This window comes from Streptomyces lydicus (assembly GCF_004125265.1).
Lineage (GTDB): Bacteria > Actinomycetota > Actinomycetes > Streptomycetales > Streptomycetaceae > Streptomyces > Streptomyces lydicus_C.
In genome coordinates, this window is the sequence record NZ_RDTE01000003.1 from 2,261,498 (window position 1) to 2,287,906 (window position 26,409).

Consider the following 26,409-nt stretch of genomic DNA (forward strand, 5'->3'; position numbering starts at 1 on the left):
CGGCCGGCCCGGAACCTGCGCCGTGCGCGAGCCCGCAGGAGCTGAAGGGGGAGTCGCGGTCGGCGTTGTCAGTGGGGCGGTCCACAATGGTCCGCGTCAGACTCAGACATACTCGCGGGTCGATCCCTCAGCTGGTTGACCCGACTGGTTGACCGTTGTTCCGATGCCGTCTCCCCGGCATCGGCAGTAGACGCAGCTAAAGGAGCCGCAGCCGCGATGGCCCGCCGCAGCACGAAGACCCCGCCGCCGGACGACTTCGAGGAGAGGATCCTCGACATCGACGTCGTCGACGAGATGCAGGGTTCCTTCCTCGAGTACGCGTATTCGGTCATCTACTCGCGCGCCCTGCCGGACGCCCGCGACGGTCTCAAGCCCGTGCACCGCCGCATCCTGTACCAGATGAACGAGATGGGGCTCCGGCCCGATCGCGGATACGTCAAGTGCGCCCGCGTCGTCGGCGAGGTGATGGGTAAGCTCCATCCGCACGGTGACGCGTCGATCTACGACGCCCTGGTGCGCATGGCGCAGCCGTTCTCGATGCGGCTGCCGCTCGTCGACGGCCACGGCAACTTCGGTTCGCTGGGCAATGACGACCCGCCCGCCGCGATGCGGTACACCGAGTGCCGGATGGCGTCCGCGACATCCCTGATGACGGAGTCCATCGAAGAGGACACCGTCGACTTCGCGCCGAACTACGACGGCCAGGAGCAGGAACCGGTCGCCCTCCCTGCCGCGTATCCGAACCTCCTGGTCAACGGGGCGTCCGGCATTGCCGTCGGTATGGCGACGAACATGCCGCCGCACAACCTGGGCGAGGTCATCGCCGCGGCCCGCCATCTGATCAAGCATCCGAACGCCGATCTCGACACCCTGATGCGCTTCGTGCCGGGTCCGGACCTGCCGACGGGCGGCCGGATCGTGGGCCTCGGCGGCGTACGGGACGCGTACGAGAAGGGCCGCGGCACGTTCAAGATCCGCGCAACGGTCACGGTGGAGAACGTCACCGCCCGCCGCAAGGGCCTGGTCGTCACCGAACTCCCCTTCACGGTCGGTCCCGAGAAGGTCATCTCCAAGATCAAGGACCTGGTCGGTTCGAAGAAGCTCCAGGGCATCGCGGACGTCAAGGACCTCACCGACCGTGAGCACGGCCTGCGGCTGGTGATCGAGGTCAAGAACGGCTTCAACCCCGAGGCCGTATTGGAGCAGCTGTACAAGCTCACGCCGATGGAAGAATCCTTCGGCATCAACAACGTCGCGCTGGTGGACGGCCAGCCGCTGACGCTGGGCCTCAAGGAGCTGCTGGAGGTCTACGTCGACCACCGCTTCAACGTGGTGCGGCGGCGCAGCGAGTTCCGGCGGACCAAGCGGCGCGACCGTCTCCACCTCGTCGAGGGCCTGCTGACGGCTCTGGTGGACATCGACGAGGTGATCCGGCTCATCCGCTCCAGCGAGAACAGCGCACAGGCCAAGGAGCGGCTGATCGAGCGGTTCTCGCTGAGCGACATCCAGACGCAGTACATCCTCGACACCCCGCTGCGTCGGCTGACCAAGTTCGACCGTATCGAGCTGGAGTCGGAGCGTGACCGGCTGCAGGACGAGATCGAGAAGCTGACGCGGATCCTGGAGTCGGACGCCGAGCTGCGCAAGCTGGTGTCCGGCGAGCTGGCCGCGGTCGCGAAGAAGTACGGCACGGACCGGCGTACGGTCCTGCTGGAGTCGGCGGGCACCTCGGTCGGCGCGGTGCCGCTGGAGGTCTCCGACGACCCGTGCCGGGTGCTGCTGTCCTCGACGGGGCTGCTGGCGCGTACGGTCGCCGGAGACATGGCCTTCGATGCCGACGCCAAGCGCGTCAAGCACGATGTGATCGTCTCGGCGGTGCCGGCGACGACCCGCGGCGAGGTGGGCGCGGTGACGTCCCTGGGCCGGCTGCTGCGGATTTCGGTGATCGATCTGCCACACCTGCCGGAGACCGCGGCGGCGCCCAGTCTCTCGGGGGGCGCGCAGCTCTCGGAGTTCCTGACGCTGGAGGACGGCGAGGAGCTGATCTGTCTCACGACGCTCGACGAGTCGTCGCCGGGCCTGGCGCTCGGCACGGAGCAGGGTGTCGTCAAGCGGGTGGTGCCCGACTACCCCGCCAACAAGGAAGAGTTGGAGGTCATCACCCTCAAGGACGGTGACCGCATCGTGGGCGCTGCCGAGCTGCGCACCGGTGAAGAGGATCTGGTCTTCGTCACCAACGAGGCGCAGTTGCTGCGCTATCAGGCGTCGCAGGTGCGGCCGCAGGGCCGGCCCGCGGGGGGCATGGCGGGCGTCAAGCTGGGGGAGGGCGCGAAGGTGATCGCGTTCGCCGCGGTCGATCCGGCCTCCGAGGCCATGGTGTTCACGGTCGCCGGCTCGCACGGCACGCTGGACGACTCGGTGGCGACGGCCAAGCTCACCCCGTTCGACCAGTATCCGCGCAAGGGGCGGGCGACCGGCGGGGTGCGGTGCCAGCGGTTCCTGAAGGGCGAGGACCTTCTCGTCCAGGCGTGGGTGGGACCGGCTCCGGTGCGTGGCGCGGACGCCAAGGGCACGCCGGTCGAGATGCCGGAGGTGGATCCGCGGCGGGACGGCTCGGGTGTGCCGCTGACGAAGCCGGTGGCGGCGCTGGCGGGGCCGGTGTAAGCAGGCGCGTGACGGATGCGGCTGACGCCGTCGGGCCGGTGGAGGGCCGGCCCGACGGCGTCAGCCGTCTTGGGAGTCCTCGCGTGCGGCCACGTACCGCAGCACGCCCCACATGCTGTTCTGGTCGGCCTCCGGCGGTGCACTCTCGCGGCAGTTGTCCAGTTCCTTGCGCAGGGCCGGTGCGTCGATGCCGCTGCCGATCATGACGAGCTGGGTGCACCGCTCCTCGCCCTTCGGCCACGGCGTGGGATAGAAGCGCAGGAAGTCACCGACGGCGTGCACCGTGAACTTCTGGCGGTTCTCCGGTACGTCGAAGTGGACGAAGCCCTTGATGCGGTAGAGGCCGGCGGGGCGGCTGTCGAGGAAGTCCATGAGGCGGCGCGGGTGCATCGGCTCGGCGGAGGTGAACTCCACGCTCTGGTAGGCGGCATGGAGGTGACCTGCGTGATGGGTGTGGCCGGGGTGGTCGCACCCGTCGTCCGGGCCGTGCACGGAGTCCTTGCTCGCCGCGGCCTCGCGCAGGAGGTCCTCGAAGGACAGCTGGCGCACGGCCGCGTTGTGGTCCTCACCCGGCCCACGGTCGAAGAACAGCTCGGGATCGACCTGCCCGTAGGCCGTGCAGATCACGGGCCGGCCGGGAGCAAGGTCCGCGAGCGAGTCCATGAGATGCTGCCGTGCCGCGTCGCCGATGCGATCGGCTTTGTTGAGCACCACGATGTCGGCGATGCCCACATGCCGGTCCAGTTCCGGATGCCGGGTCCTGGTGCCCTCGAACTCCGCGGCGTCGACGACCTCGATCAGCCCGCCGTAGACAATCCGGTCGTTGTCACTGGCGAGGATCATCCGGATGAGTTCCTGCGGCTCGGCCAGCCCGCTGGCCTCGATGACGATCACATCGATCCGGGCGGCGGGGCGTGCGAGCCGCTCCAGGTAGGTGTCCAGTTCGCTGGTGTCGACCGCACAGCACAGACAGCCGTTGCCGAGCGAGACCATCGAGTCCACCTGCCCGGCGACGGTCATGGCATCGATCTCGATGCTGCCGAAGTCATTGACGATCGCACCGATACGGGTGCCGTCGCCGTTGCCGAGAAGGTGGTTGAGCAACGTGGTCTTGCCTGACCCGAGGAAGCCTGCGAGCACGACGACCGGGATCTGTTGCGTGGCCAAGGGGGCGCCTCCATGGTGCGGGTGGCGGGCCGCGCGGACCGGCGGCGGACGAGCTGCCGATCGTAACGGAATGCCCGCGCCGCGAGCCCGGCCCGCCCCGCGCCCTCTGCGACGCTCCCCGGTGGCTAGGAGGGTGCGACGACGGGCAGCGGCTGCGGCGGAGGCGGGCCGATATACCGGGCCGCGGGGCGAATGATCTTCGAGTCCTCGGCCTGCTCCAGAATGTTGGCGCTCCAGCCCACCACGCGGGCCGCACAGAAGGTGGGCGTGAACATCTCGCGCGGCAGCCCGCACAGCTCCATGACGACCCCCGCGTAGAGCTCCACGTTGATGTGCAGCTCACGTCCGGGTTTGAGCTCGGCCAGCAGCTCTTCGGCCCTCGCCTCCACCTGGACGGCGAAGTCCACCAGCGGCCCACCGATCTGCTCGGCGATACCTCGGAGCATCCTGGAGCGCGGATCCTCTGTGCGGTACACGGGGTGGCCGAACCCCATGATCCGGTCCCCACTCAGGACGCGGTCGCGGATCCAGGGATCGATGCGGTCGGGTGTGCCGATGGCATCGAGCATGTCCAGGGCTCGACTGGGCGCACCGCCGTGCAGCGGTCCGGAGAGCGCGCCGACGGCGCCGACCAGGCAGGCCACGAGATCGGCACCGGTGGAGGCAATGACGCGTCCGGTGAAGGTCGATGCGTTGAAGCCATGGTCGATGGTGGAAATCAGATACGCCTCGATCGCCCGGACCCGGTCGGGCTCCGGCTCGTCGCCGGTGAGCATGTAGAGGTAGTTGGCGGCGTAGCTCAGATCCGAGCGGGGCTCGACGGGCTGCAGGCCCCGGCCGAGCCGGTGGAGCGCGGTGACCAGGGTCGGTACGGCGGCACACGCGGCGAGCGCGTCGGCACGTCGGCGGTCGGTATCGATGTCGTACAGCGGCCGGAAGCCGGCCGTCGCGCCGAGCAGGGACAGAGCGGTGCGCAGCCCGGCGACAGGGCCGGAGAGCACACCGGCACGAGCGAGCGAGGGCAGCGCATCACGTACCGCCGCGGGCAGTGGGCGCAAGGCTGCGGTCTCGGCGCTGAAGGCAGCGAGCTGCACCGCATCGGGCAGCTCCCCGTGGAACATCAGGTACCAGACGTCCTCGAAGGTGCGGGCCATCGCCAGCTCGACTGCGGAGTACTGGCGGTAGTGGTAAAAGCCCTCGGCGCCACGGACGTCGCCCACTCGGGTCTCGGTGACGATGACGCCCGCAAGCCCACGGGGCGCGTCGATCGGTGTGTTCGCCTCAGCGCTCGGCATTGCTGATCTCCCTGCTCTTCCTCAGGCAAATATTGATCCGACTGTCTATGCTTGACTCAATTCTTGTCAATATTGATTCAATCAATGTGCATGAGTCTGGATACGGTGAGCCCATGGCGGATGGAGACACGGCACAGGACACGGGCGGGCAGCGACTGAGTACCCGAGAGGCAGCCGACCGGCTGGGCGTAAAGCCGGAGACGGTGTACGCCTACGTCAGCCGCGGCCAGCTGACAAGCCGCCGCGAGCCGGGCACCCGCGGCAGCACGTTCGACGCGAAGGAGGTCGATGCGCTCGCCCGACGTGCGAGCCGCCGTGAACCTTCCGCCTCCGGCAGCGAGTTGGCGGTCAGAACGGGCATCACACTGATCGACCGAGACCACTGCTACTTCCGCGGCGTCGACTCATCGGAACTCGCCGGCCGCTACAGCTACGAGGAAGTAGCCGAGTGGCTGTGGACCGGCGAGCTGCGCCCCGGCATCCGTTTCACGGCACCCCCGGACGCACTGTCGGCCGCCCACCGTGCCGTACAGGCACTGCCGGCCCACAGCGGACCGGTGGACCGGCTACGGGTCGCCGCGATCGCCGCCGCGGCCGCCGACCCGCTCCGATTCGACCTGTCCGAGGAGACCGTCGTCGGCACCGCCCGCAACCTCATCCCGACGCTTGTGGACGCCCTCCCGTCGCACAACGCCAAGCAAAGCGCTTCCGGTCCCCTTGCTATGCGCCTCTGGTCACGGCTGACCGCGGAACCCGCCGACGCCGCGGCACTTCGCGCCCTGGACGCCGCGCTGCTCCTGCTCATCGACCACGACCTCGCCGCCTCGACGTTCGCGGTACGCGTCGCCGCCTCCGCCCGCGCCCATCCGTACGCGATCGTCTCGGCGGGCTTCGGAGCACTGGACGGCGTGCTGCACGGTGCGGCAAGCGGACTCGCCCACCGGATGCTGGTGGAGGCGCAGGACCGGGGCAGCGCAGCCACCGTGGTCGCCGACCACTTGCGGACCGGCCGCCGGGTACCGGGCCTCGGTCATAGCCTCTACCCGGGGGAGGACCCACGGGCCCGGACCCTGTTCCGATTCCTGGAGGACGTACCGCGGGCCCGCCCCGCACTACAGGCCGCCCGGCAGGTGGTCACCACCACGGCCCGGCACACGGAGCTACATGCCAATGTCGATCTCGCGCTGGCCGTACTGACCGTCTCGACAAGCATGCCGGCGGAGGCAGGCGAGACCATCTACGCCATCGCCCGCACCGCCGGCTGGATCGCCCACGCCCTGGAGGAATACGCCGAACCGCCCCTCCGCATGCGTCCAAGTGGCCACTACCACGGCCCCCGCCCACCACAGCCGCTGCCGTGACAGGAGGCTGCTGCTGGGTACGCCACCCAAGCGATGCCAGGACTCCAGCAGCACCAGCCCGCCGATGCCGGAACCCTGGCATCGCCGGACCTCACACGAAGGGGCACCTGCCATCATCGCGGAACGTGCGGTTGCCCATCGTCCCGTTGCACACCCACCCGGAACCCGACGCGGGGCAGATGAGGTTAGGCTCACCTATGTGAGTACCTGTGCCACCGCTTCTCGTGAATCGGCCGAATCTCTCGCCGGGACCGCGGCCCCTGCCCGGACCTGGCTGCTCATCGAGCAGCCGGGCCCCTGGGGCACCCATGCACTGACGGACAGCCACCTCGACCCTGACGTCGGCCGGGCCTTGGAGACCGCGGCAGAGGGAACGGGTGTACGCGTCGCCCTGATCCGTCGGCCGGGGCGCCATGCCGACCGCCACGGCGCCTCCCGGCGACGGCTGTTCCTCGCGCACACCGCGCCGGGGCGATCCTGGATCCGCACGACCACCGTGACCGACGCCCGCGCGGCCCTCGGGCTGGACTTCGCGGCCCTGGGAGCGGGAGAGCACAACGGCCTCTGGGAGCCGTACATCGGTGAGCCGCTGGTCCTGGTGTGCACCAACGGAAAGCGGGACCGTTGCTGTGCCCTGCTCGGCCGCCCGCTGGCCGCCGAGCTCGCCGCCGGCGGAACCGAGGCCTGGGAGGTCACCCACATCGGAGGCCACCGCTTCTCCCCCACCCTTTTCGTCCTCCCCTACGGCTACGCCTACGGACGCGCCTCGGCCCCCCTGGTCAAGGAGGCCGTGGAGACGGCGCGCGACGGACGGATCACGATCGACCACGCCCGTGGCCGCTCCGCCTGGGACCGGCCGGGTCAGGCCGCCGACCTTGCGGTCCGTGCGTTGCTCGGGGAGGACCTGGCGGACGCACTCGACGTCGTACGGACCGACACGGTGTGGCCCGAACCGAGGTCGGCCGACAGCCTGACGCCCAGCAGCGCGACCCTTGCCGGAGCCTCCGCTACCTGGGCGGTCACCGTGGCGCACTCCGACGGCCGCGTCTGGCGGATCATCGTTGAACAGCGGGCCGATGGTGCTGCGGCGCCCGCCAGCTGTGGTGCGCCGCTCGGTCCACCGGCGCGTATGGCGGTTGTCTCGATCAGTGAGGCGAGCAGCATGCCCCAAAGGACGGTCCAGGCTGCTTGCAGGTGACTTGGCGGACTCCCCGAGACGCTGTCCGGGCACTTCACCACCTCTCGCTCTCGCACCCCGCGTTCCCGCCTCAGGAGTCAGGCACGCACCCTCATAGGGACCGATCCGCCGCCCGTTCCGAAGCCGACGGTCACTTCGACCACATGCGGCCCCGTCGGAGGGGCGAACGACGCCCGGCCGCGGACGGCTGCTCCAGGACCAGGTGAGACGGCAGACCAGACGCACCGACCAGCCATGCCGGGCCCCTCCGCCCGCGCCCCACCGACCGAACGGACGTCCCTCCCGCCTCCACTGCTTGCGCCACGGCCTGTGGCTGCCCTCCCCCGTCGGCGGCATGGCCGCTCCCTTCCGCACGCACATCGCGCATCACGCACTGACTGGTCGGCCCGCGCCTCGGCGCAAGGCCCACCCTTGCTCACCGTGCGAGGTTAGGCGCACGCAATCCGCAACCGAAAGCCCTGTGGATAACCGCTCCTGCCTCTCCCTCCCGCCTCGTTGAAACGCGTCTGACCTGCGTCTACATCGCTGGAATCAGTCTCTGCCACAGATCTGAGCCAGGGGCCGAGCGCGACGAGCTGACGGAGCGGCCGTGAGTCGCAGCATCGTCGTCGCCGTCAGCCAGCCCGGCAGCGCGCGTCACGTTCAGCGGCTCGAGATGGGCGGAGCACCTCGCGAGTCGCCGCTCGGACACCCTCCGAATTCGCTCCGTCAGGAATTACCGACTGCCCCGTCTCCACGCTTACTGTTCGTTCGTATGGGCGATAAGGAAGCGTCGGTCCGCCGCCCGAGCGCCGCGGAGCCCTCGGGTCACGCGCCGTTTTCCACCGAGAAGGCCTCCGGCGCCCGCAGCAACGAGCCACTCAGCAACGCGCACACGACTGGCGGTCTACCGCACCGGCCGGGGGATCCAGACAATCGGGCCCTGGCCGACCAGGGCCCTTCCGAGCACGCAACGCGCAGGACGAGTCCGCGGCTGGGATGGCCTCGGCGGGTTTTCTCCCAGGTGCTGATGGTGCAGCTGGCCATCGCAGCCGGTGTCACAGCCCTGGCGACTGGCCTCTTCCTTGCCCCGCTCAGTGCTCAGCTCGACGACCAGGCGATGCGACGCGCCCTCGCCATCGCACAGACCACCGCGGCCGAGCCTCGCCTTGACGATGCCCTGGAATCCTCCCGCCCGACGCGCGACGGCCCCGTACAGCACGAGGCGGAGCGGATTCGCGCGGCCACCGGCGCCGAGTACGTGGTGATCATGGACAAGCAGGGGGTGCGCTGGTCACATCCCGACCCCGATGAGATCGGCCGCCACGTCTCTACCGATCCGAGCATCGCGCTCTCCGGCCAGGAAGTGATGCAGATCGACGAGGGCACCCTGGGCCGGTCCGCGCGGGGCAAGGTCCCGCTTCGTGACGAAAACGGCAAGGTCATCGGCGCCGTCTCCGTCGGCATCGCGTACGAGAGCGTGCAGGAACGGCTGCTCTCCACCGTCCCCCAGTTGCTCGCTTACGCGGGCGGAGCGCTCGCCGTGGGTGCGCTCGCCGCCTACCTCGTCGCCCGCCGACTGCAGCGCCGCACCCACGACCTGGCGTTCTCCGACATCTCCGCGTTGCTGGTCGAGCGGGAGGCTATGCTGCACGGCATCCGGGAAGGGTTCCTCGCCCTCGACAAGAACGGCCGCATCCGCCTGCTGAACGACGAGGCGCAGCGTCTCCTGGATCTCCGTGCCGAGGACACCGGCCGCCCCTTGGACGCGGTCCTGCCGCCCGGTCGTACGACGGACGTCCTGGCAGGCCGTGTTTCGGGAGCAGACCTCCTGACTGTCAGCGGGCACCGGGTCCTGGTGGCGAACCGCATGCCGACCGATGACGGCGGTGCCGTGGTCACCCTGCGCGACCGTACCGAGCTGGAGAGGCTGGGACGTGAACTGGACGGAACCCGCGGCCTCATCGATGCCCTCCGCGCCCAGGACCACGAGCACGCCAACCGGCTGCACACCCTCCTCGGCCTGCTCGAACTCGGGCTGCAGGAGGAGGCAGTGGAGTTCGTGACGCAGGCCGTGGGTGTGCATCACGCGACCGCCGAGCAGGTCACCGAACGCATCCACGATCCGCTGCTGGCTGCCCTGCTGGTCGGCAAAGCCACGGTCGCCACCGAGCGCGGCGCCTCCCTGCGCCTCTCCCCCCGTACACACCTGCCCGACCGCCTGGTCGACCCGCACAGCCTGGTCACTGTCCTGGGCAACCTCGTCGACAACGCACTGGACGCCACGTCGGGTGAGCGTGACGCGCAACTGGAAGCGGAGGTCCGCGCCGACGGCCGCACCGCCATCGTGCGCGTCAGCGACAACGGACCGGGCGTGCCCGAAGAGCGCCGCGGGGAGATCTTTACCGAGGGCTGGACGACGAAGGAACCGCCGGCCCACGGGCAGCGCGGCATCGGCCTCGCGCTCGTACGACGTCTCGCCGAGCGCTACGGAGGCAATGTCGAGGTGGGCGAACGCCCCGGTGGCGGTGCGGTGTTCACCGTGACGGTCCCCGACGCACTGACCGAAGAGCTTCCCGAGGCGCGTATAGCAACCCTCCAGGAAGCAGTCACGGACACTCACACCACCGGACGGTCCGAAGGAGGCGCTCGTCTCCCCGACGGCTCCACGGAGGCCGCCAGATGATCGACGTACTGGTCGTCGACGACGATGTGCAGGTCGCGAAGATCAACGCTGCCTATGTCGCGAAGATCGAGGGCTTCCGTGTCAGTTGCCTCGCGCACACGGCCGCTGAGGCCCTTGCCGCCCTTGAGGCCCACTCCGTCGATCTGATCCTTCTGGACCACTACCTCCCCGACAGAACAGGACTCCAACTGGTCACCGACCTGCGACGGCGCGGCCTGGTCACCGATGTGATCATGGTGACGGCAGCGCGCGACATCGCGACGGTACAGGCCGCGATGCGCCACGGTGCGCTGCAGTACCTCGTCAAGCCTTTCACCTTCGCAGGCCTGCGCTCCAAATTGTTGGGATACGCGGCGCTGCATCGCACCTTTGCCGGTGGCGGGCAGGCCGAACAGTCCGAAGTGGATCGGATCTTCGGGGCGTTGGGAGCCGCCAACGCGGGTCCCGCCGAGCTGCCGAAGGGACACTCCACCGCCACCGCCGACCGCGTGCGCACGGTGCTGCGCTCCGCGGGTGCCCCGCTGTCGGCGCAGGACGTCGCCCTCCAGGCGGGGCTGAGCCGGCAGACCGCACAGCGCTACCTCAAACTCCTGGAACGCACCGGGCGGGTGCGCCTCACACTCAAGTACGGCGAGACCGGCCGCCCGGAACACCGCTACGAGTGGGTCTAGCCAGGAAAATGAACGCCACGGTGGGCCGAGAGGCACCGGGAAGCCGGTGTACACGGGTAGGGCGCGGCAGCCACGCGACACACGACTGCGACGCCCGTCCGTCCGTCCCAGGGCCAAGGCACAGCCCGACCCTGAGGTATCGGGCTGTGTCGGACAGGCCTAAGCCGCCCCCGCCCCTGTCAGCGCCCGTACCTCCGTCTCTGCGTGCCGTGCCTCGTCGGCGGCCTCCGGGGAGAGCACCGTTCCCAGCCACCCCATCAGGAAGCCCAACGGAATCGATACGACACCGGGGTTGTCGAGCGGGAAGAAGGCAAAGTCCATCCCCGGGAAGAGTGACTCCCGGCTGCCGGAGACCACCGGTGAGAGAGCGACCAGGGTGATCGACGGGAGCAGACCGCCGTATACGGACCAGACCGCGCCCCGGGTCGTGAAGCGGCGCCAGAAGAGCGTGTACAGCAGGACCGGCAGATTGGCCGATGCGGCAACGGCGAAGGCCAGACCCACCAGGAAGGCAACGTTGAGGTCCTGGGCCAGCAGGGCAAGGCCGATCGCGACCGCGCCGACGGCCACCGCTGCGATGCGCGCCACGGTCACCTCGGCTCGCTGGGCATCCTGCGCCGTGCCGCGCGGGCGCCGTAGCGAGGCATACAGGTCGTGCGCGACGGAAGCCGACGAGGCGAGTGTGATGCCGGCGACCACGGCCAGGATGGTCGCGAACGCGACTGCCGCCACCACGGCGAAGAGAACCGTGCCGCCGGTCGACCCCGCGCCGCCTCCCAGATCGAGGGCCAGCAGCGGGACGGCGGTGTTGCCTGCCGTATTGGACGTCCGGACAGCGTCGCTGCCGAGTACCGCCGCAGCACCAAACCCAAGCACGATGGTCATCAAGTAGAAGCCACCGATCAGCCCGATGGACCAGACGACGGATCGACGGGCGGAACGCGCCGTGGGGACGGTGTAGAAGCGGGAGAGGATGTGCGGCAGCCCGGCTGTGCCCAGGACGAGCGCGATGCCGAGGCTGATGAAGTCCAGCCGAGAGATCCAGTCCTCACCGTATTTGAGGCCCGGTGCGAGGAAGTCGCGCCCGTGGCCGCTGCGTTCGGCGGCGGTGTTCAGCAGGACGTTGAAGTCGCCGTGAAACCGGAGCAGTACCAGGACGGTCAGAGCAATGGCGCCCCCCATGAGGAGCACGGCCTTGACGATCTGGATCCAGGTCGTGGCGCGCATCCCGCCGAAAGCGACGTACACCACCATCAAGGCACCGACCCCGATCACCATCCAGGTACGGGCCTGCTGACCCGTGCCCCCCAGGAGCAGGGCGACCAGACTGCCGGCCCCGACCATCTGCGCCACCAGGTAGAGCACCGACACGGTGACGGAGGCCGCCCCGGCCGCCATACGGACGGGGCGTTCCCGCATCCGGGCTGCGACGACATCGGCGAGGGTGAACCTGCCACAGTTGCGGACGAGTTCGGCAACGAGGAAGAGGACGACGAGCCAGGCGACGAGGAAGCCGACCGAGTACAACAGGCCGTCGTAACCGAAAAGGGCGATCAGCCCGGAAATTCCGAGGAAGGAGGCGGCGGACATATAGTCCCCCGCGATGGCGAAACCGTTCTCCATCGGTGAGAAAAGCCTCCCACCCGCGTAGAACTCTTCGGCGGAGCCGTGCCTGCGACGGCTCACCCAGGTGGTGATCGCCAGGGTGACGGCGATGAACACGCTGAACAGGACCCAGGCGAGGGCCTGGTGGTCGTAGGTCACCGTACGTTCCCTCCGGTGAGCTCCTGGGTTTCCCAGCGGATGTCGAGCGCCGCACTGTCCCTGCGCAGCCGGGCATGGCGCGCGTACGCCCAGGTCAGCAGGAAGGTCGTGGCAAACTGACCGAGTCCGACCAACATCGCGACATTCAGGGCGCCGGCGACACGATGGGACATGAGGCCGGGCGCAGCGGTCGCTGCGATCACATAGGCGAGGTACCAGGCCAGAAAGACCGCAGTGCCGGGCAGAACGAACCGCCGGTAGCGGCGGCGCACCTCCTGGAAGGCCGCACTTCTTTGCACCGCAAGGTAGATCTCGTCATGCGGCGAGGACCGCTCGTCCTCGGGTGCCGGTACCGCCCGGGGTGTCTGCCCGCCGCCCCACTCGGCCGCTGCCTCCGCTGCGCCGTCCAGCTCGCCCCACCCGGAGGCGAGAGCGTCGTACCAGGGGTCGTCAAGCCGTACGCCCCCTGATTCAAAGGCCGAGCGGCCGTCCTGCTTGTCCACCGAACTCTCCTTGGTGCACGGGGCTGTTGTCCGTGCGACCCAAGGTTGGACAGAAAGGAAGATCCGGGACTCTTCATTCCGAACCCTTCACCCCATCAGGTGATGGGCTGTCCGGGCGGCTGTGCCAGGCCGTGGCGGTACGCGTAGCGGATGGCTTGGGCCCGGTCCCGCAGCCCAGCTTTGGCGAAGAGGTTGTTGATGTGTGTCTTCACCGTCGCTGTGGAGACGTGCAGCGTCCGGGCGATCTCCGGATTGGACTGACCGTCGGCGACCAGCCGCAGCACCTCCACCTCGCGGGCGGTCAGGCCGTCCGGAGGCACATCCGGCGGTTGCGGAAGCGGCCGTACAGGCTCCGCCACGCGCTCCAGCAGCCTGCGCTGGATCGTGGGCGACAGACCGGCTTCGCCCGAAAGCACACCGTCGATGGCGCGGACGATCTCATCGCCGTCCGCGTCCTTGGTCAGGTAGCCACGGGCGCCGGCCTGCAGTGCGGGAAAGAGCGAGTCGTCGTCCGCATAGGTGGTGAGCACCACGACCTGAGTGCCGGGATGCTCGGCACGGATACGCCGGGTGGCCTCGACACCGTCACAGCGCGGCATGCGCAGATCCATCAGCACGACATCGGGGCGGAGTTCGGCGACGAGCCGGATGGCGTCGGCGCCGTCCGCGGCCGAACCGACGACCTCGATGCCCGGCAGCAATCCCAGCAGCATCACGATTCCCTCGCGCACCACCGTCTGGTCATCGGCGACCACCACCCGTGTCACCGTGCGTGCCGTCATACAGGCACCCGCAGCCGCACCACGAAACCCTCCTCGTCAGGGCCGGAATCCAGCGTTCCACCGAGAAGTTCGGCGCGCTCCCGCATCCCGAGCAGACCGTATCCGGAGCCGCTGTCCCCGAGTTCCCCGGGCTTGCCTCGGCCGCCGAAGTCACGCACCTCCAGCCCTACACCGTCCGTCCCGTACTCCAGCCGCACATTCACCCGTGCCCCCGGGGCGTGCTTGCGTACGTTCGTCAGCGCCTCCTGGGCGACCCTGCGGACCGCGAGGCCCGCCTCCGCCGACAAGGCACGGCCCTCGCCCGCCACTTCCAGCTGAATGCCCTCAGCGACCACCAGGCGGCGCAGAAAGTCCTCGACCGGGATCACCTCCCCGCGTAGCGCGGAAAGCGCCTCACGGGTGCCGTCCAGCCCTTCACGGGCCATCCCCCGGCACGCGACCACCCTGTCCAGGAGCTGATCACGGTCCGCCTCGAGGTCGGTGCTGCGGCGGATCAGCTGCCGCGCCGCCTCCAGGTGCACCAGTTGGGCGCTGAGGCTGTGGGCGAGGACGTCGTGGATCTCGCGTGCGATCCGCCCGCGCTCGGTGAGCGCCGCCGATTCGGCCTCCGCCCTGCGGGCGGCCCGCTCCTGGGCCAGCAGCCGCTGGGCGTTGCCGCGGGCCTCGGCATCAAGTCGTACGACATAGCCCGCCAGCGCCAGACCCACCGTGGTCGCGATGGTCGCGATCCAGTTGCCATGGCCCACCACTGCGTACGCGCCGAGGGCCGCGGCGGCGCACGGTACCGCGGCGCTCAGCGGAAGCCGCTCCAAGGCGATGACGGCACAGACACACCACAGCACGATCGCGGGCACCCGCGCCCCGGCGAACGCGAAGCCGAAGGCCGCCGCCACCAGTAGCGCGAGCAGCCCGAGGGACGGCCACAGACGGCGTGCCAGCGTCATGCGGAAGAAGCCGCGGAAAACCAGGACGGTGACGGCCATGCCGGCACACGCCGCCACCCGCCCCCAGCCGGTGAAGCCCGGCCCCGTCAGGGTGATCCACACCAGGCCGGCGAGCACCACGACACGCACCGCTCGACCGATCCACACCCGGGCGCCGCTGTCCCCCTCACGGGACAGCGACTCCCGCAGGGGCCACCTCGTCCAGTAGTTCAGGGGCACGTACGGTCCTTTCCGGGGCGCGCGGGGGCGTCAGCCCGCAACAGGGACACGGTACGTCTGCCGCAGGGCCTGGGCCCGCCAGGTGGTGACGCCGGCACGGGTCAGCAGCATCGCTGCTACGGAGAGCATGGTGGCCCCGCCGCCCTGGTGGACCCCCACGGCCGCCGCGGTGCCCATGAGACCGATCCGCAGCACCATTCCGCACAGCCACACACCGGCCGCCGCCCAGCCTCCTTTGCTCCAGACCGCACCGTCTGCGTCCGTCCAGATGCGCGTCGTCCATGCCCAGCCGACACCGCAGGCCAGCCCAATAAGGATCTCCACGCCGAGCAGGACGGCGGACGCCTCGCGGTGCCCGGGGTCCAGGAGGCCGGGCTGCCGCACCGCCAGGACCGTCAGGACGACCGGAATCAGCAACCACTTCTTGCCCTCCGACGCGACTCGCCGCGCCGAGAACTGCCGGACGAACACCCAGGCAACCGCCGCGGTGATCACAACGATGTTGAGCAAGCCGCTCATGGACTCAGGCCCTCCGTGGGACGGGGAATTCGACGTTTCCGACGCTACGGAGCGGTGCCGGCGGCCGGATCGGAGCAAGGGTGGGGGCCGGGTGGAAATGCCACGGGCGCCTCTCCACCCAGGGGTGGAGAGGCGCCCGTAGGGAGCTGCGGTCCGGTCAGGTGTCGATGCGCGAACGGTCCAGAGTGGACGCGGAGTTGGTGATGAACTCCTTACGGGGGGCGACTTCGTTGCCCATCAGGAGGTCGAAGGCCTTCTCCGCCGCTTCGAGATCGCTGATGTTGATGCGACGCAGGGTGCGGTGGCGTGGGTCCATGGTCGTTTCGGCGAGCTGGTCGGCATCCATCTCACCCAGGCCCTTGTAGCGCTGGATGCTGTCCTTGTAGCGGACCTTCTTGCGCTGGAGCTCGAGCAGTGTCTGGCGCAGCTCGTTGTCCGAGTAGGTGTAGATGTACTTTTCCTGGCCCTTTTTGGGATTGATCAGCTCGACCCGGTGAAGCGGCGGGACGGCGGAGAACACCCGGCCCTGCTCGACCATGGGCCGCATGTAGCGCTGGAAGAGCGTCAGCAGCAGGCAGCGGATGTGCGCGCCGTCGACATCCGCGTCGGCCAGGAAGATGACCTTGCCGTAGCGGGCGGTGTCGATGTCGAAGGTGCGACCCGATCCGGCCCCTATGACCTGGATGATGGAGCCGCACTCGGCATTCTTGAGCATGTCCGAAACCGATGACTTCTGGACATTCAGGATCTTGCCGCGGATCGGCAGCAGCGCCTGGAATTCCGAGTTCCGGGCCAGCTTTGCGGTACCCAGTGCCGAGTCGCCCTCGACGATGAAGAGTTCGCTGCGGTCGACGTCGTCACTGCGGCAGTCCGCGAGCTTGGCCGGCAACGAGGAGGACTCCAGCGCCGTCTTCCGCCGCTGCGCCTCCTTGTGCTGACGGGCGGCGATGCGCGTCCGGGCCGCGGCGACGATCTTCTCCATGACGGCGCGCGCCTGCTGTTTGTCGTCCCGCTTGGTGGAGGTGAGGAACGCCTTGAGTTCCTTGCTCACCACCTGGGCGACGATCCGCGAGGCGGCGGAGGTGCCGAGCACCTCCTTGGTCTGGCCCTCGAACTGCGGCTCCGCGAGTCGCACGGTCACGACGGCCGTGAGGCCTTCCATGGCGTCGTCCTTGACGACGTCGTCCTCGGCGACCCGCAGCAGCTTGCTCGACCGCAGCACCTCATTGACCGTCTTGGCGACCGACCGCTCGAAGCCGGCGACGTGGGTGCCGCCCTTGGGCGTCGCGATGATGTTGACGAACGACTTGAGCGTCGCGTCATAGCCGGTGCCCCAGCGCAGCGCGATGTCGACGCCCAGTTCCCGGGTGACCTCGGTGGGTGTCATGTGGCCGCGGTCGTCGAGGACGGGCACGGTCTCCTTGAAGCTGCCCTGGCCGGTCAGCCGGAGGACGTCGCAGACGGCCTTGTCCTGTGCGAGGTACTCACAGAACTCACTGATGCCGCCGTCGTAGCGGAACGTCTCTTCCGTCTTGCCGGCGCCGTCGATGCCCCGTTCGTCACGGACGACCAGGGTCAGGCCGGGTACGAGGAACGCCGTCTGGCGGGCGCGGGCGTGCAGCGTCTCCAGGGAGAGCCTGGCGTCTTTGAGGAAAATCTGCCGGTCGGCCCAGTAGCGCACCCGGGTGCCGGTCTTCGTCTTGGCGATCCGCTTGCCCTTGAGTAGGCCGTTGCCCGGGTCGAAGGGGGCGTCGGGGCCTGATTCGGTGAAGATGCCGGGGACGCCGCGACGGAAGCTGATCGAGTGCGTCTTGCTGCTGCGGTCCACCTCGACGTCAAGCCGGGCGGAGAGGGCATTGACGACCGAGGCGCCGACGCCGTGCAGACCGCCGGAGGCCGCGTAGGAGCCGCCGCCGAACTTTCCGCCGGCGTGCAGCTTGGTCATCACGACCTCGACGCCGCTGAGGCCGGTCTTGGGCTCGACGTCCACGGGGATGCCGCGGCCGTTGTCCCTGACCTCCACCGACCCGTCGTCGTGGAGGATCACCTCGATGTGGTCGCAGTAGCCGCCCAGCGCCTCGTCGACGGAGTTGTCGATGATCTCCCACAGGCAGTGCATCAGGCCGCGACTGTCCGTCGAGCCGATGTACATACCGGGGCGCTTCCGGACGGCCTCGAGCCCCTCGAGGACGAGCAGATGCCGCGCGGTGTAGTTGGAACCGTCCCGGTCTGCCCCGGTCAGCACTGCGGTGGACGGCACGGACATCTCGGCGGTCACGCGGTTCGCTCCTCGCTGAATTTCTGGCAGCCCGCATTCCGCGGACTCGGTTGTGGCGGTGTCGCCCGTCAGAGGGTACCGAGGCCTGGTAGAGCCGATGTGACGCCACCCGTAAGCATGCCCATGGTAGTAGAATTTCGCTCGTATGTTCGATCCCTCGATGGAGTGACGTCCGAGTGACGTGCACATCACGTTCCCTTCGAGGCATGAACCATTTAGGCTCCGGGCACGTCCTCATCAACGACCGGCAAGCCAGCCGGGAGGACACAGATCCAACAACCAACGTGAATCAGACCACCACGCAATACGGCTCATTCGCCGCCACCCGGCAGCACCCGGCCCCCTCCGAGAATTTTTTCGAGGAAAAGGCACGAGCGGGAACGTTTTCGGCCTGGTTGGATGTTGACCCTGGTACGACAGCTCGTCGAGCTAGAGAAGAGGCGACGTGACTACTGTTCTGACACCCGCGAGCCCGCTGACGGCCGCTGACCGCTGCGACCGCTGCGGCGCCCAGGCATACCTGCGCGTCGTCCTGATGTCCGGCGGAGAACTGCTCTTCTGCGCCCACCACGGTCGCAAGTTCGAGCCAGAACTCAAGAAGATCGCCGCGGAAATACAGGACGAGACGGAGCGGCTGACCGCTTCTCCGGCGTCCGCGTCCGATGAGGAACGCTGACACTTCGCATCCACGACGAGCGAGTAGCGGCCCAGCGCCGTATCGCGGGCGGTTCCCCGACACCACCGGGGACACCGCCCGCACTCGTACGCACACACGGCCTGTCGCCCCCCCCCCGCACCCGTCAGCCGGCCCCGTTTGCGGACACCGCCGGGAGGATCGCCGAGGCACGCGTATAGACCCCGGGACTGCCCGGCCGACCGCAGCCGGTCCCCCACGACACCAGGCCCACCAGCCGTCCGCGCACGACCAGCGGCCCGCCGCTGTCACCCTGGCAGGCGTCGTGGCCGCCGCGCGGCGCCCCCGCGCACAGCATCGTTCGCGCCTTGTACGTACCGTCGGCACTGCCCGGATACGCCCGCGCACAGACCGCATCGGGCAGCACATTGACGTGTGCCGCCCGCAGCCGTGACGCGTAGCTGCCGCCGCCCGTGGTGTCCCCCCAGCCGTAGACCGTGGCCGCATTGCCGGCCCGGTAGGCGCTGTCCTGCCGTCCCGCCATCGGGATGGGCCGGTTCGGAACCGGCTTGCCCAGCGTGAGGACGGCCATGTCGCCGTCGTTCGTGTAGCTGTCGTAGCGCGGGTTGACCCAGACCTTCGCCGGTTTGAGTTCCTGGCCGCCGCCACCGCTGATCTTGTCGCGGCCGACAACGATCCTCAGGTCCCGCACTTCCCGCCAGGGGACGCCCAGCACCTCCTTGCTCAGACAGTGCGCCGCCGTCACCACCGTCGAGTGCCCGACGAGCACACCGCCGCAGAACTGCCCGGAGCGCTGGGTCCCGAAGCGCTCATGGGAGGCCAGCGCCACCGCCCAGGGGCTCTGTGACAGCGCTGCGGGCTTACCGCCGATCACCAACTCGTCCGCAGTCGCCGACACCGGCAGAACGAGGACCAGCGCGAGGGCGCCGAGGGCAGCGGGTGCGGTCGGGCGCATTCGGACTCCTGACTCTGGGACGGTGCGCGCACACCCAGAGTGACCCAAACGGCGGCCCGGCGCACCCCGGACGAGCACGAGCCCGGCCCCTCCAGCTAAGGAGTGACCGGGCTCGTGGCGCTCTTGGAGCGTTCGGACTAGTCGAGGTAGTCGCGCAGCACCTGGGAGCGCGACGGGTGACGCAGCTTCGACATCGTCTTCGATTCGATCTGACGGATCCGCTCACGCGTGACGCCGTAGACCTTGCCGATCTCGTCCAGCGTCTTGGGCTGGCCGTCGGTGAGGCCGAAGCGCATGGAGACGACGCCGGCCTCGCGCTCGGAGAGGGTGTCCAGAACCGAGTGCAGCTGCTCCTGCAGAAGTGTGAAGCTCACCGCGTCGGCCGGGACGACCGCCTCGGAGTCCTCGATGAGGTCACCGAACTCGCTGTCACCGTCCTCGCCCAGCGGGGTGTGCAGCGAGATCGGCTCACGACCGTACTTCTGGACCTCGATGACCTTTTCGGGGGTCATGTCGAGTTCCTTGGCCAGCTCCTCCGGGGTGGGCTCGCGGCCCAGGTCCTGGAGCATCTGGCGCTGGACGCGCGCGAGCTTGTTGATGACCTCGACCATGTGGACGGGGATACGGATCGTACGGGCCTGGTCGGCCATGGCGCGGGTGATGGCCTGACGGATCCACCACGTGGCGTAGGTCGAGAACTTGTAGCCCTTGGTGTAGTCGAACTTCTCGACCGCACGGATCAGACCGAGGTTGCCCTCCTGGATCAGGTCCAGGAACAGCATGCCGCGGCCCGTGTACCGCTTGGCCAGGGAGACGACCAGACGGAGGTTGGCCTCCAGGAGGTGGTTCTTCGCCCGGCGGCCGTCCTCGGCGATGATCTCCAGCTCACGCTTGAGCTTCGGGGCGAGCTTGTCGGAGTTCGCCAGCTTGTCCTCGGCGAACAGACCCGCCTCGATGCGCTTGGCGAGCTCCACTTCCTGCTCGGCGTTGAGGAGCGGGACCTTACCGATCTGCTTGAGGTAGTCCTTGACCGGGTCGGCGGTGGCGCCGGCCGCGGCGACCTGCTGTGCCGGGGCGTCGTCCTCGTCGTCGTCGGACAGGACGAAACCGGCGTTCTCCGCGCCCTCGGCGACCTCGGGAGCCTCGCCCTTGCCGGGCGCCGGGGCCTCCTCGGTCACCTCGTCGTCGAGCAGCTCGTCGACGTCCTTCTTGGACGCGGTCTTCTTGGCGGTGGCCTTCTTGGCCGTGGCCTTCTTCGCGACCGTCTTCTTGGCGGTCGCCTTCTTCGCCGCTGCCTTCTTCGCAGGCGCGGACTCGGACTCATCGGCCGACGGGTCCGCCACAGGGGCGGTGGCCGCGGCGGCGGTGGTCTTCTTGACCGTGGCGGCCTTGGCCGCGACGGTCTTGGTGGCGGTGCGCTTCGCCGGACTCTTCGCTGCGACGCTCTTGCGGGTGCGCTTGGGCGCCTCTGCGGCACTGACCATCAGCGTCACACCCTCCTCGTCGAGGATTTGGTTGAGGCTGCGCAGAACGTTCTTCCACTGGGTTGGCGGAATCTGGTCAGCCTCGAAGGCCCGACGCACGTCATCGCCGGCGATCTGCCCATCTGCCTTTCCCCGCTCGATGAGCGCCATCACAGACTCGGACTCGGCGATCTCCGGCGGGAGCGTACGGGATGTGCTGGCCGACACGAACAACCTCTCGGAACGATGGAAACGGCTTCCGACCCCGTCCAGTGTGGATCGGAGCCGACGACCGCCGGTGGGGATGGACCGACGGCGCAGGGGCAACCGCGGAGTTGAACAGCGTCACGAACGCCGCTCGTATTCCCTCCTCGGCTATCACCTCTTAAGTCATCGCGCTTCCCGGAAGAGCGTTACGCCCAAACTGCGTGGCCCGAGTCACACCCCATAACGACCCATTCCCAGTCATATGACATGCAATCCTCCCAAGGCCTTTCGCCGGATCCGGTTCATGACGCGGATCCGGCGATATCTCTGCGCCTCGCCGCGTACGGCGTGCCCTGCCCCGAGGGGCGCGCAGGGCACGGGGCCGCGCGGCGCCTACGGTCCGTACACGGCCGGGTACGGGCCTTCAGTGCTCGCGGGGCGCGGGGACGACGTGGTCCACGGGCGTCCCGGAGCCCTGGCCGCCGACCTCGCCATGGGCGGCGAGGAGCTGGCGCATCGCCGATTCGGCCGCCGTGGCGTCGCCCGAGCCGATGGCGTCGACGACCCGCATGTGCTGCCCCACGGAGGTCTCGACCGGACGCTCGCAGCCGCCACCGGGGCCGCCGGAGACATGCAGGGCGGCGGAGACGATGCCCGAGAGGTGCTCGAGCATGCGGTTGCCGGCGAGCTGCAGCAGCAGCGAGTGGAACTCGGCGTCGGCGCGGGCGAAGGTCATGGTGTCGCCCTGGGCCGCGGAGTGCCCCATGATCTCGACCATGTCGGCCAGCCGCTGCTGGACGTCCTCACGGCCGTGGCCGGCGGCGAGCCGGGCGGCGAGGGGCTCGATCGTCCAGCGCAGCTCGCAGAGCTCACGGCGCTGGTCGTCACGCTGAGGTCCGTAGGCCCGCCATTCGATGATGTCGGGGTCGAGGAGGTTCCAGTCGCTGACCGGGCGCACCCGGGTGCCCACGTTCGGGCGGGCGCTGACGAGGCCCTTGGCCTCGAGCACTCGCAGCGACTCACGGACGACGGTGCGGGAGACCTCGAAGCGCTGGCCGATCTCCTCGGGGACGAGCGGGCGGTCCGCGCCGAGGTCTCCGGAGACGATCATCTGGCCGAGCTGCTGGACGAGTTGGCCGTGCAGGCCGCGGCCGCGGCTGCCGGCGGCGCGACGGCCGACCCGGCCGATGTCGGCCTCGGAGCCGTCCCAGACCTGCGAAACGCGCTCGGCACGGTCATGGCCGGCTGCGTTGTTGGCGTTCGCGGCGTTGGCGGCGTTCGCGTAGGGGTAGCGGTCAAGCTCGCCCGGGCCTGCGAGGCCGGTGTCGCCGGGGCGAGCCGCGGTCATCATGGTGTGCGCAAGGGTACTCACGCATCTTTTGTCGGCGACACCCTGAACACCCTTGAGGTCTTTGGTGAAAAGCACACGAAAGGGTGATCGCCCCCCATCCCCGAATTGACGCTTTATCGGAAAGAAATGCGCTCTCCGTGGCGAGTTGTGGACAGCGGCCGCAACAACAGAGCGCCAAAATATATGCCTTACTCGATCAGCGAGAGAATCCGCACGGCACCACGAGCACATATCCGCAGACCAGGCCGGTCGTCGGCAACATCGGTGCGCTGCCTGCTGGTTGGGGCGTGAGTCGCATCACGAACAGGTGCGTCTTGGTCAATTGCGAAGGTGTGCTTGACGCGGCCGCCAGCCGGCAGATCGCACTCTCCGTTGAGGGCCATGCCCCCCCCTGTCGGCAATCCCCGTTGCGATGGAACGGAATGCATTGAAGGTCAATAATCCAGCCTGAATCCAGCCGTTCGGCGACCACGTTCAACTGGCAGCGAAAACAGGCCACTCGACACGGTGCACTCCATAAGGGCAATCACGGAACCCCCGGACGCCACATCGAAGCCGACAGGGAGCGAAGGAGGCTCCGGGTTGCCCCGGCGAGCGGACAGCCACAGGCCGGACGGGCAGCCGCCATCCAGGCCGGCGGGGCGCTAGCGGGACGGCGCCGCGGGCGGACGTCGCTGCGCGACCGGGGGCGCCGGCCATGGCCGGATGCGGATCACGAGGTCCACCGGACGCCCCGGCGGCGCGAGGCGCCACGCCGCTGACGGGACGTGAGGCCGACCGGGGGCTTCTTGGGGCGCGAAGGGACTCACCCGGCCACAGTACCGCCATATGTCCTATTGTCCCGCAATTGCGCAATGGTGGCGACTCATCGTGTCACTGCGGGTGAACTTCAGCCCCGCGGTGCCGTGAACACTGCCCGGGCTCAGACCTCGGGGCGCAGCATCGGCGGATTGAGCAGCGTCGCCCCACCGGCACGGAACAACTGTGCGGGGCGGCCGCCCTGACGCGTCGTCGTACCGCCTGTGGGCACCAGGAATCCAGGGGTGCCGGTCACCTTGCGGTGGAAATTGCGGGGGTCCAGGGCGACGGCCCAGACCGCCTCATACACCCGGCGCAGCTCCCCCACGGTGAACTCCGGCGGGCAGAAGGCGGTGGCGAGCGAGGAGTATTCGATCTTCGAGCGGGCGCGCTCCACGCCGTCGGCGAGGATCCGGGCGTGGTCGAAGGCCAGCGGGGCCGCAAGCTCGCCCTCGCGGGCGAGGGCGTCGTCCTGTTCGAGCAGAGTCTCCACGGGCGCCCAGCGCGCGCTGTGGGCGTCGCCGCCGGCCGTGGGCGCGGGGAGGTCGGGGGCGAGTACCAGGTGCGCGACACTGACGACCCGCATCCGGGGGTCCCGTTTGGGGTCGCCGTAGGTGGCGAGCTGTTCGAGGTGCGCACCGTAGACGGGGGACGGACCGGCCGGGGACTGGGCGTGCAGACCGGTCTCCTCGGCGAGCTCCCGGGCGGCCGCGGCCTCGAGGTCCTCGTCGCCCCGGACGAATCCGCCGGGCAGGGCCCAGCGGCCCTGGAACGGCGGCTCGCCGCGGCGCACGGCCAGCGCGCATAGGGCGTGGCGGCGCACGGTGAGCACGACCAGATCGACGGTGACGGCGAAGGGCGGGAAGGCCGACGGGTCGTAGGGAGGCATGGGCGTGATCATAGTCGTCCGCTTGACGATAAACAGGCCCCGGAGCACGTCACGACCCCAGTTGCAGGCCTTCCGCCGCCGTCTCCACCATCCCCATGCCGAGTCTGCTGATCCGCACGTCGAAGGGCTGCTCGGCGACACACAGACCGGTGAGCTGTATCGCGCCGAGCGGGGCGGTCCCGAGCGGCCGCACGGACACCGTTCGGGCGGGGACGTCCGGGCGCAGGCCGGCGAGCGCGACGAGTATGTGGACCGCACCGGCTGCCGCCACGGCAGCGGGACGACAGGCCGCCGGATGCGGTACGGGGGCGCCGCCCGCGGTGCGCTGCTCGCCCGCGTACATCTCGGGGAGGCGGTACCCGAAGCTCTCCGCGGCATCGAGCACCCCTTTGATCAGGCTGCCGGCTGCCTGCTCGTGTCCGGCGGCGGCCAGGCCGGCGGCGGCGACTGCCGTCTCGTGGACACGGACCGCGCCGGTGCGGTGGCCGAAAGGGTTGTAGCCGCTCTCCTTGGCACTCAGCCCGCGCAGGCCCCATCCCGAGTCCATGGCCGGGCCGGCCAGCAGTCCGGCCAGCTGGTCGGTCTGTGCCGCGTCCAGCAGGCCGGGGGCCGACGTCCCGCCACCGAGCAGTCCGGTGTCGAGGAGGTGGGCCGTGGTGGAACCGAGGTGCGGGACGGGTCGGCCGTCTGCGGTCAGGAGGGCGGCGGGGCGGCCGCCGGCCGGATCCTCCAGCCAGAAGTCCCTGCGGAAGCGGGTGCGCAGGTCGGCTGCCCAGTCCCGCAGGGCCGCCGCGTCGGATGGCCGGGAGGCATCGAGGAGATCGGCGCCCAGGAGAGCGGCGCGATGGGCATGGGCCTGGGTCTCGCAGCGGTACGGCCCGCCGGGCACGGGATCGGGGACGTAGCCACTGCGGCCCCCGCCCGGTGGGTCGGCGATCCTCCTCAGCCACGTCAGGCAACGCTCCGCGGCGGGCAGCAGCCGCTCCGTCTCCTGCGGGGGCAGGCCCCAGCGGCACGCCTCCGCGAGAACGGCGGGGAACAGAAGGGTTGCCTCGATGCCGGTGCAGCTCGGTGGGGAGTGCGGCCCGGCGTCCCGCAGAGCGCCGGGGATTCGGCCGAAATCCGCTCCTGGGGCGGCTTGTTGGCGACGGGCGAGCGCGCGCAGCGTGCCCGCGGCGAGCCTTGTGCCCAGGGGCAGCAGCATCCGGGCGGCCCAGAGCGCTTCGACCGGTGCCAGGCCGCAACGCCAGGGGAATCCGCCGGCGACATAGCTGTCCGTGGCGGCGACCGGGTCCCGCATCACCAGGCCGTGGAGATCGTCGAGGCTGCTCGCCATGAGCGCGTCGGCCCTGCGGTCGTCGCACTCCAGCCGGGCCGCCGTCCAAGGGCGCGGCGGCCGGTCGCTGCGCGTTCGCCGGGCGACCGCCCCCGTGCGGGGCGCGGGGATGCGAGCGTCGGCGGCACGCCTGTGGTCGTCCAAGGCTGCGCCCGGTCTGCCCGGCTCGTACTCCAGCGAGGCGCGCAGTTCGATACTGCGGTGGCCGCCGGGCGGCAGGTCGAGTGCCCAGCGCAGCAGGCCGGCCGAGGCGAGCGCGTCCTCGGGCGAGGGCGTCGCGGACGCCACCGCGTGCACACCGGTCGCGGACCAGCGGAGTCCGGCGCCGTGGACAGTGGCCCGCAGTTCGGGGCCCGGGAGGCCGATGGCGATCGCTCCGAGCTCCGCGAGGTCCGTGCCCAGCCGGATCTCGACCGCCAGCCGGACGGGCCGGGTGGCACTGCTGCGGAAGGTGATCTGCTCGGTGCCGTCGGCGGATCGCAGCCGCTCCACGCGGATCTCGGGATCCGGCCCCCGCTCTCCGGCGCTGCGGATCGTCCCGATGAACCGAGCCCGGCCGGCGCCGGTCAACCGCCCTTGGACGACGATCGGTTCGTCGCCCGCGACCCGCAGCTCGCAGCGGGACAGAACCCGTCGGCCGTCGCGGTAGAAGCCGTCCATGCCGCGGCCGGTCAGCTGCCCCGACGCCGGGGACACGGCGAGAGCCGGGAGGGCCACACAGACGA

General features: G+C 69.6%; 19 protein-coding genes. 6 read left to right on the forward strand and 13 right to left on the reverse strand.

Going from position 1 to position 26,409, the window contains the following annotated elements; translation table 11 throughout:
- Positions 1 to 216 precede the first annotated feature (216 nt).
- Positions 217 to 2,664, forward strand: a complete 2,448-nt coding sequence (locus tag D9V36_RS12410; RefSeq protein WP_129293819.1) for a DNA gyrase/topoisomerase IV subunit A — start codon at positions 217 to 219, stop codon at positions 2,662 to 2,664.
- A gap of 60 nt (positions 2,665 to 2,724) precedes the next feature.
- On the opposite strand, the gene D9V36_RS12415 is transcribed toward D9V36_RS12410, so the two are convergent.
- The gene (locus D9V36_RS12415; protein WP_129293820.1) at positions 2,725 to 3,831 is read right to left on the reverse strand and encodes a CobW family GTP-binding protein; all 1,107 of its coding nucleotides are present in this window, start codon (positions 3,829 to 3,831) and stop codon (positions 2,725 to 2,727) included.
- A 125-nt stretch (positions 3,832 to 3,956) separates the two neighbouring features.
- Positions 3,957 to 5,126: a citrate synthase/methylcitrate synthase gene (locus D9V36_RS12420; RefSeq protein WP_129293821.1), complete on the reverse strand. Its 1,170-nt coding sequence runs from the start codon at positions 5,124 to 5,126 to the stop codon at positions 3,957 to 3,959.
- Positions 5,127 to 5,239: 113 nt separating this feature from the next.
- On the opposite strand from D9V36_RS12420, the gene D9V36_RS12425 reads away from it, so the two are divergent.
- The 4 genes from D9V36_RS12425 to D9V36_RS12440 all read left to right on the forward strand — a co-directional run bounded on the left by D9V36_RS12425 (position 5,240) and on the right by D9V36_RS12440 (position 11,021).
- Positions 5,240 to 6,487 carry a citrate synthase gene (locus D9V36_RS12425; RefSeq protein ID WP_129293822.1) on the forward strand — a complete coding sequence of 416 codons (1,248 nt, stop codon included), beginning with the start codon at positions 5,240 to 5,242 and terminating at the stop codon, positions 6,485 to 6,487.
- Positions 6,488 to 6,686: 199 nt separating this feature from the next.
- Positions 6,687 to 7,685, forward strand: coding sequence for a sucrase ferredoxin (locus tag D9V36_RS12430; protein WP_129293823.1), 999 nt, complete (start codon positions 6,687 to 6,689; stop codon positions 7,683 to 7,685).
- Positions 7,686 to 8,694: 1,009 nt separating this feature from the next.
- Positions 8,695 to 10,350 carry an ATP-binding protein gene (locus D9V36_RS12435; RefSeq protein ID WP_129293824.1) on the forward strand — a complete coding sequence of 552 codons (1,656 nt, stop codon included), beginning with the start codon at positions 8,695 to 8,697 and terminating at the stop codon, positions 10,348 to 10,350.
- On the forward strand, positions 10,347 to 11,021 hold the full coding sequence (locus D9V36_RS12440) for a DUF7342 family protein (protein WP_129293825.1): 675 nt from the start codon (positions 10,347 to 10,349) through the stop codon (positions 11,019 to 11,021). Before D9V36_RS12435 ends, D9V36_RS12440 begins: the two co-directional genes overlap by 4 nt.
- A gap of 159 nt (positions 11,022 to 11,180) precedes the next feature.
- Here the strand turns inward: D9V36_RS12440 and D9V36_RS12445 are convergent, their stop codons facing one another.
- From D9V36_RS12445 to D9V36_RS12470, 6 genes are all read right to left on the reverse strand, one after another.
- Positions 11,181 to 12,785: a solute symporter family protein gene (locus D9V36_RS12445; RefSeq protein WP_129293826.1), complete on the reverse strand. Its 1,605-nt coding sequence runs from the start codon at positions 12,783 to 12,785 to the stop codon at positions 11,181 to 11,183.
- Positions 12,782 to 13,288: a DUF485 domain-containing protein gene (locus tag D9V36_RS12450; protein WP_129293827.1), complete on the reverse strand. Its 507-nt coding sequence runs from the start codon at positions 13,286 to 13,288 to the stop codon at positions 12,782 to 12,784. The genes D9V36_RS12445 and D9V36_RS12450 overlap by 4 nt, the downstream gene beginning before the upstream one ends.
- A 95-nt stretch (positions 13,289 to 13,383) precedes the next feature.
- Entirely contained in the window at positions 13,384 to 14,070 is a 687-nt protein-coding gene (locus D9V36_RS12455) for a response regulator transcription factor (protein WP_129293828.1), read from the reverse strand.
- The gene (locus D9V36_RS12460; RefSeq protein ID WP_129293829.1) at positions 14,067 to 15,233 is read right to left on the reverse strand and encodes a sensor histidine kinase; all 1,167 of its coding nucleotides are present in this window, start codon (positions 15,231 to 15,233) and stop codon (positions 14,067 to 14,069) included. Before D9V36_RS12460 ends, D9V36_RS12455 begins: the two co-directional genes overlap by 4 nt.
- Positions 15,234 to 15,263: 30 nt before the next feature.
- Positions 15,264 to 15,752 (reverse strand): DUF1453 family protein, encoded by a 489-nt coding sequence (locus tag D9V36_RS12465; RefSeq protein ID WP_129293830.1) that lies wholly within the window; start codon positions 15,750 to 15,752, stop codon positions 15,264 to 15,266.
- 157 nt (positions 15,753 to 15,909) lie between these two features.
- The gene (locus tag D9V36_RS12470; protein WP_129293831.1) at positions 15,910 to 18,030 is read right to left on the reverse strand and encodes a DNA gyrase/topoisomerase IV subunit B; all 2,121 of its coding nucleotides are present in this window, start codon (positions 18,028 to 18,030) and stop codon (positions 15,910 to 15,912) included.
- A gap of 445 nt (positions 18,031 to 18,475) precedes the next feature.
- On the opposite strand from D9V36_RS12470, the gene D9V36_RS12475 reads away from it, so the two are divergent.
- Entirely contained in the window at positions 18,476 to 18,706 is a 231-nt protein-coding gene (locus D9V36_RS12475) for a DUF7455 domain-containing protein (protein WP_003981845.1), read from the forward strand.
- Positions 18,707 to 18,830: 124 nt separating this feature from the next.
- Here the strand turns inward: D9V36_RS12475 and D9V36_RS12480 are convergent, their stop codons facing one another.
- The 5 genes from D9V36_RS12480 to D9V36_RS12500 all read right to left on the reverse strand — a co-directional run bounded on the left by D9V36_RS12480 (position 18,831) and on the right by D9V36_RS12500 (position 26,401).
- The gene (locus tag D9V36_RS12480; protein ID WP_129293832.1) at positions 18,831 to 19,640 is read right to left on the reverse strand and encodes a serine protease; all 810 of its coding nucleotides are present in this window, start codon (positions 19,638 to 19,640) and stop codon (positions 18,831 to 18,833) included.
- Between the two features lie 137 nt (positions 19,641 to 19,777).
- Entirely contained in the window at positions 19,778 to 21,337 is a 1,560-nt protein-coding gene (locus D9V36_RS12485) for an RNA polymerase sigma factor (protein WP_129293833.1), read from the reverse strand.
- A gap of 397 nt (positions 21,338 to 21,734) precedes the next feature.
- A complete protein-coding gene (locus tag D9V36_RS12490; RefSeq protein ID WP_129293834.1) occupies positions 21,735 to 22,736 on the reverse strand; it encodes a FadR/GntR family transcriptional regulator in 1,002 nt (333 codons plus the stop codon).
- An 847-nt stretch (positions 22,737 to 23,583) separates the two neighbouring features.
- Positions 23,584 to 24,348, reverse strand: coding sequence for an NUDIX hydrolase (locus D9V36_RS12495; RefSeq protein ID WP_206739654.1), 765 nt, complete (start codon positions 24,346 to 24,348; stop codon positions 23,584 to 23,586).
- Between the two features lie 49 nt (positions 24,349 to 24,397).
- Complete coding sequence (locus tag D9V36_RS12500) at positions 24,398 to 26,401, reverse strand: glycogen debranching N-terminal domain-containing protein (protein ID WP_129293836.1); 2,004 nt, start codon at positions 26,399 to 26,401, stop codon at positions 24,398 to 24,400.
- Between the last annotated feature and the right edge of the window lie 8 nt (positions 26,402 to 26,409).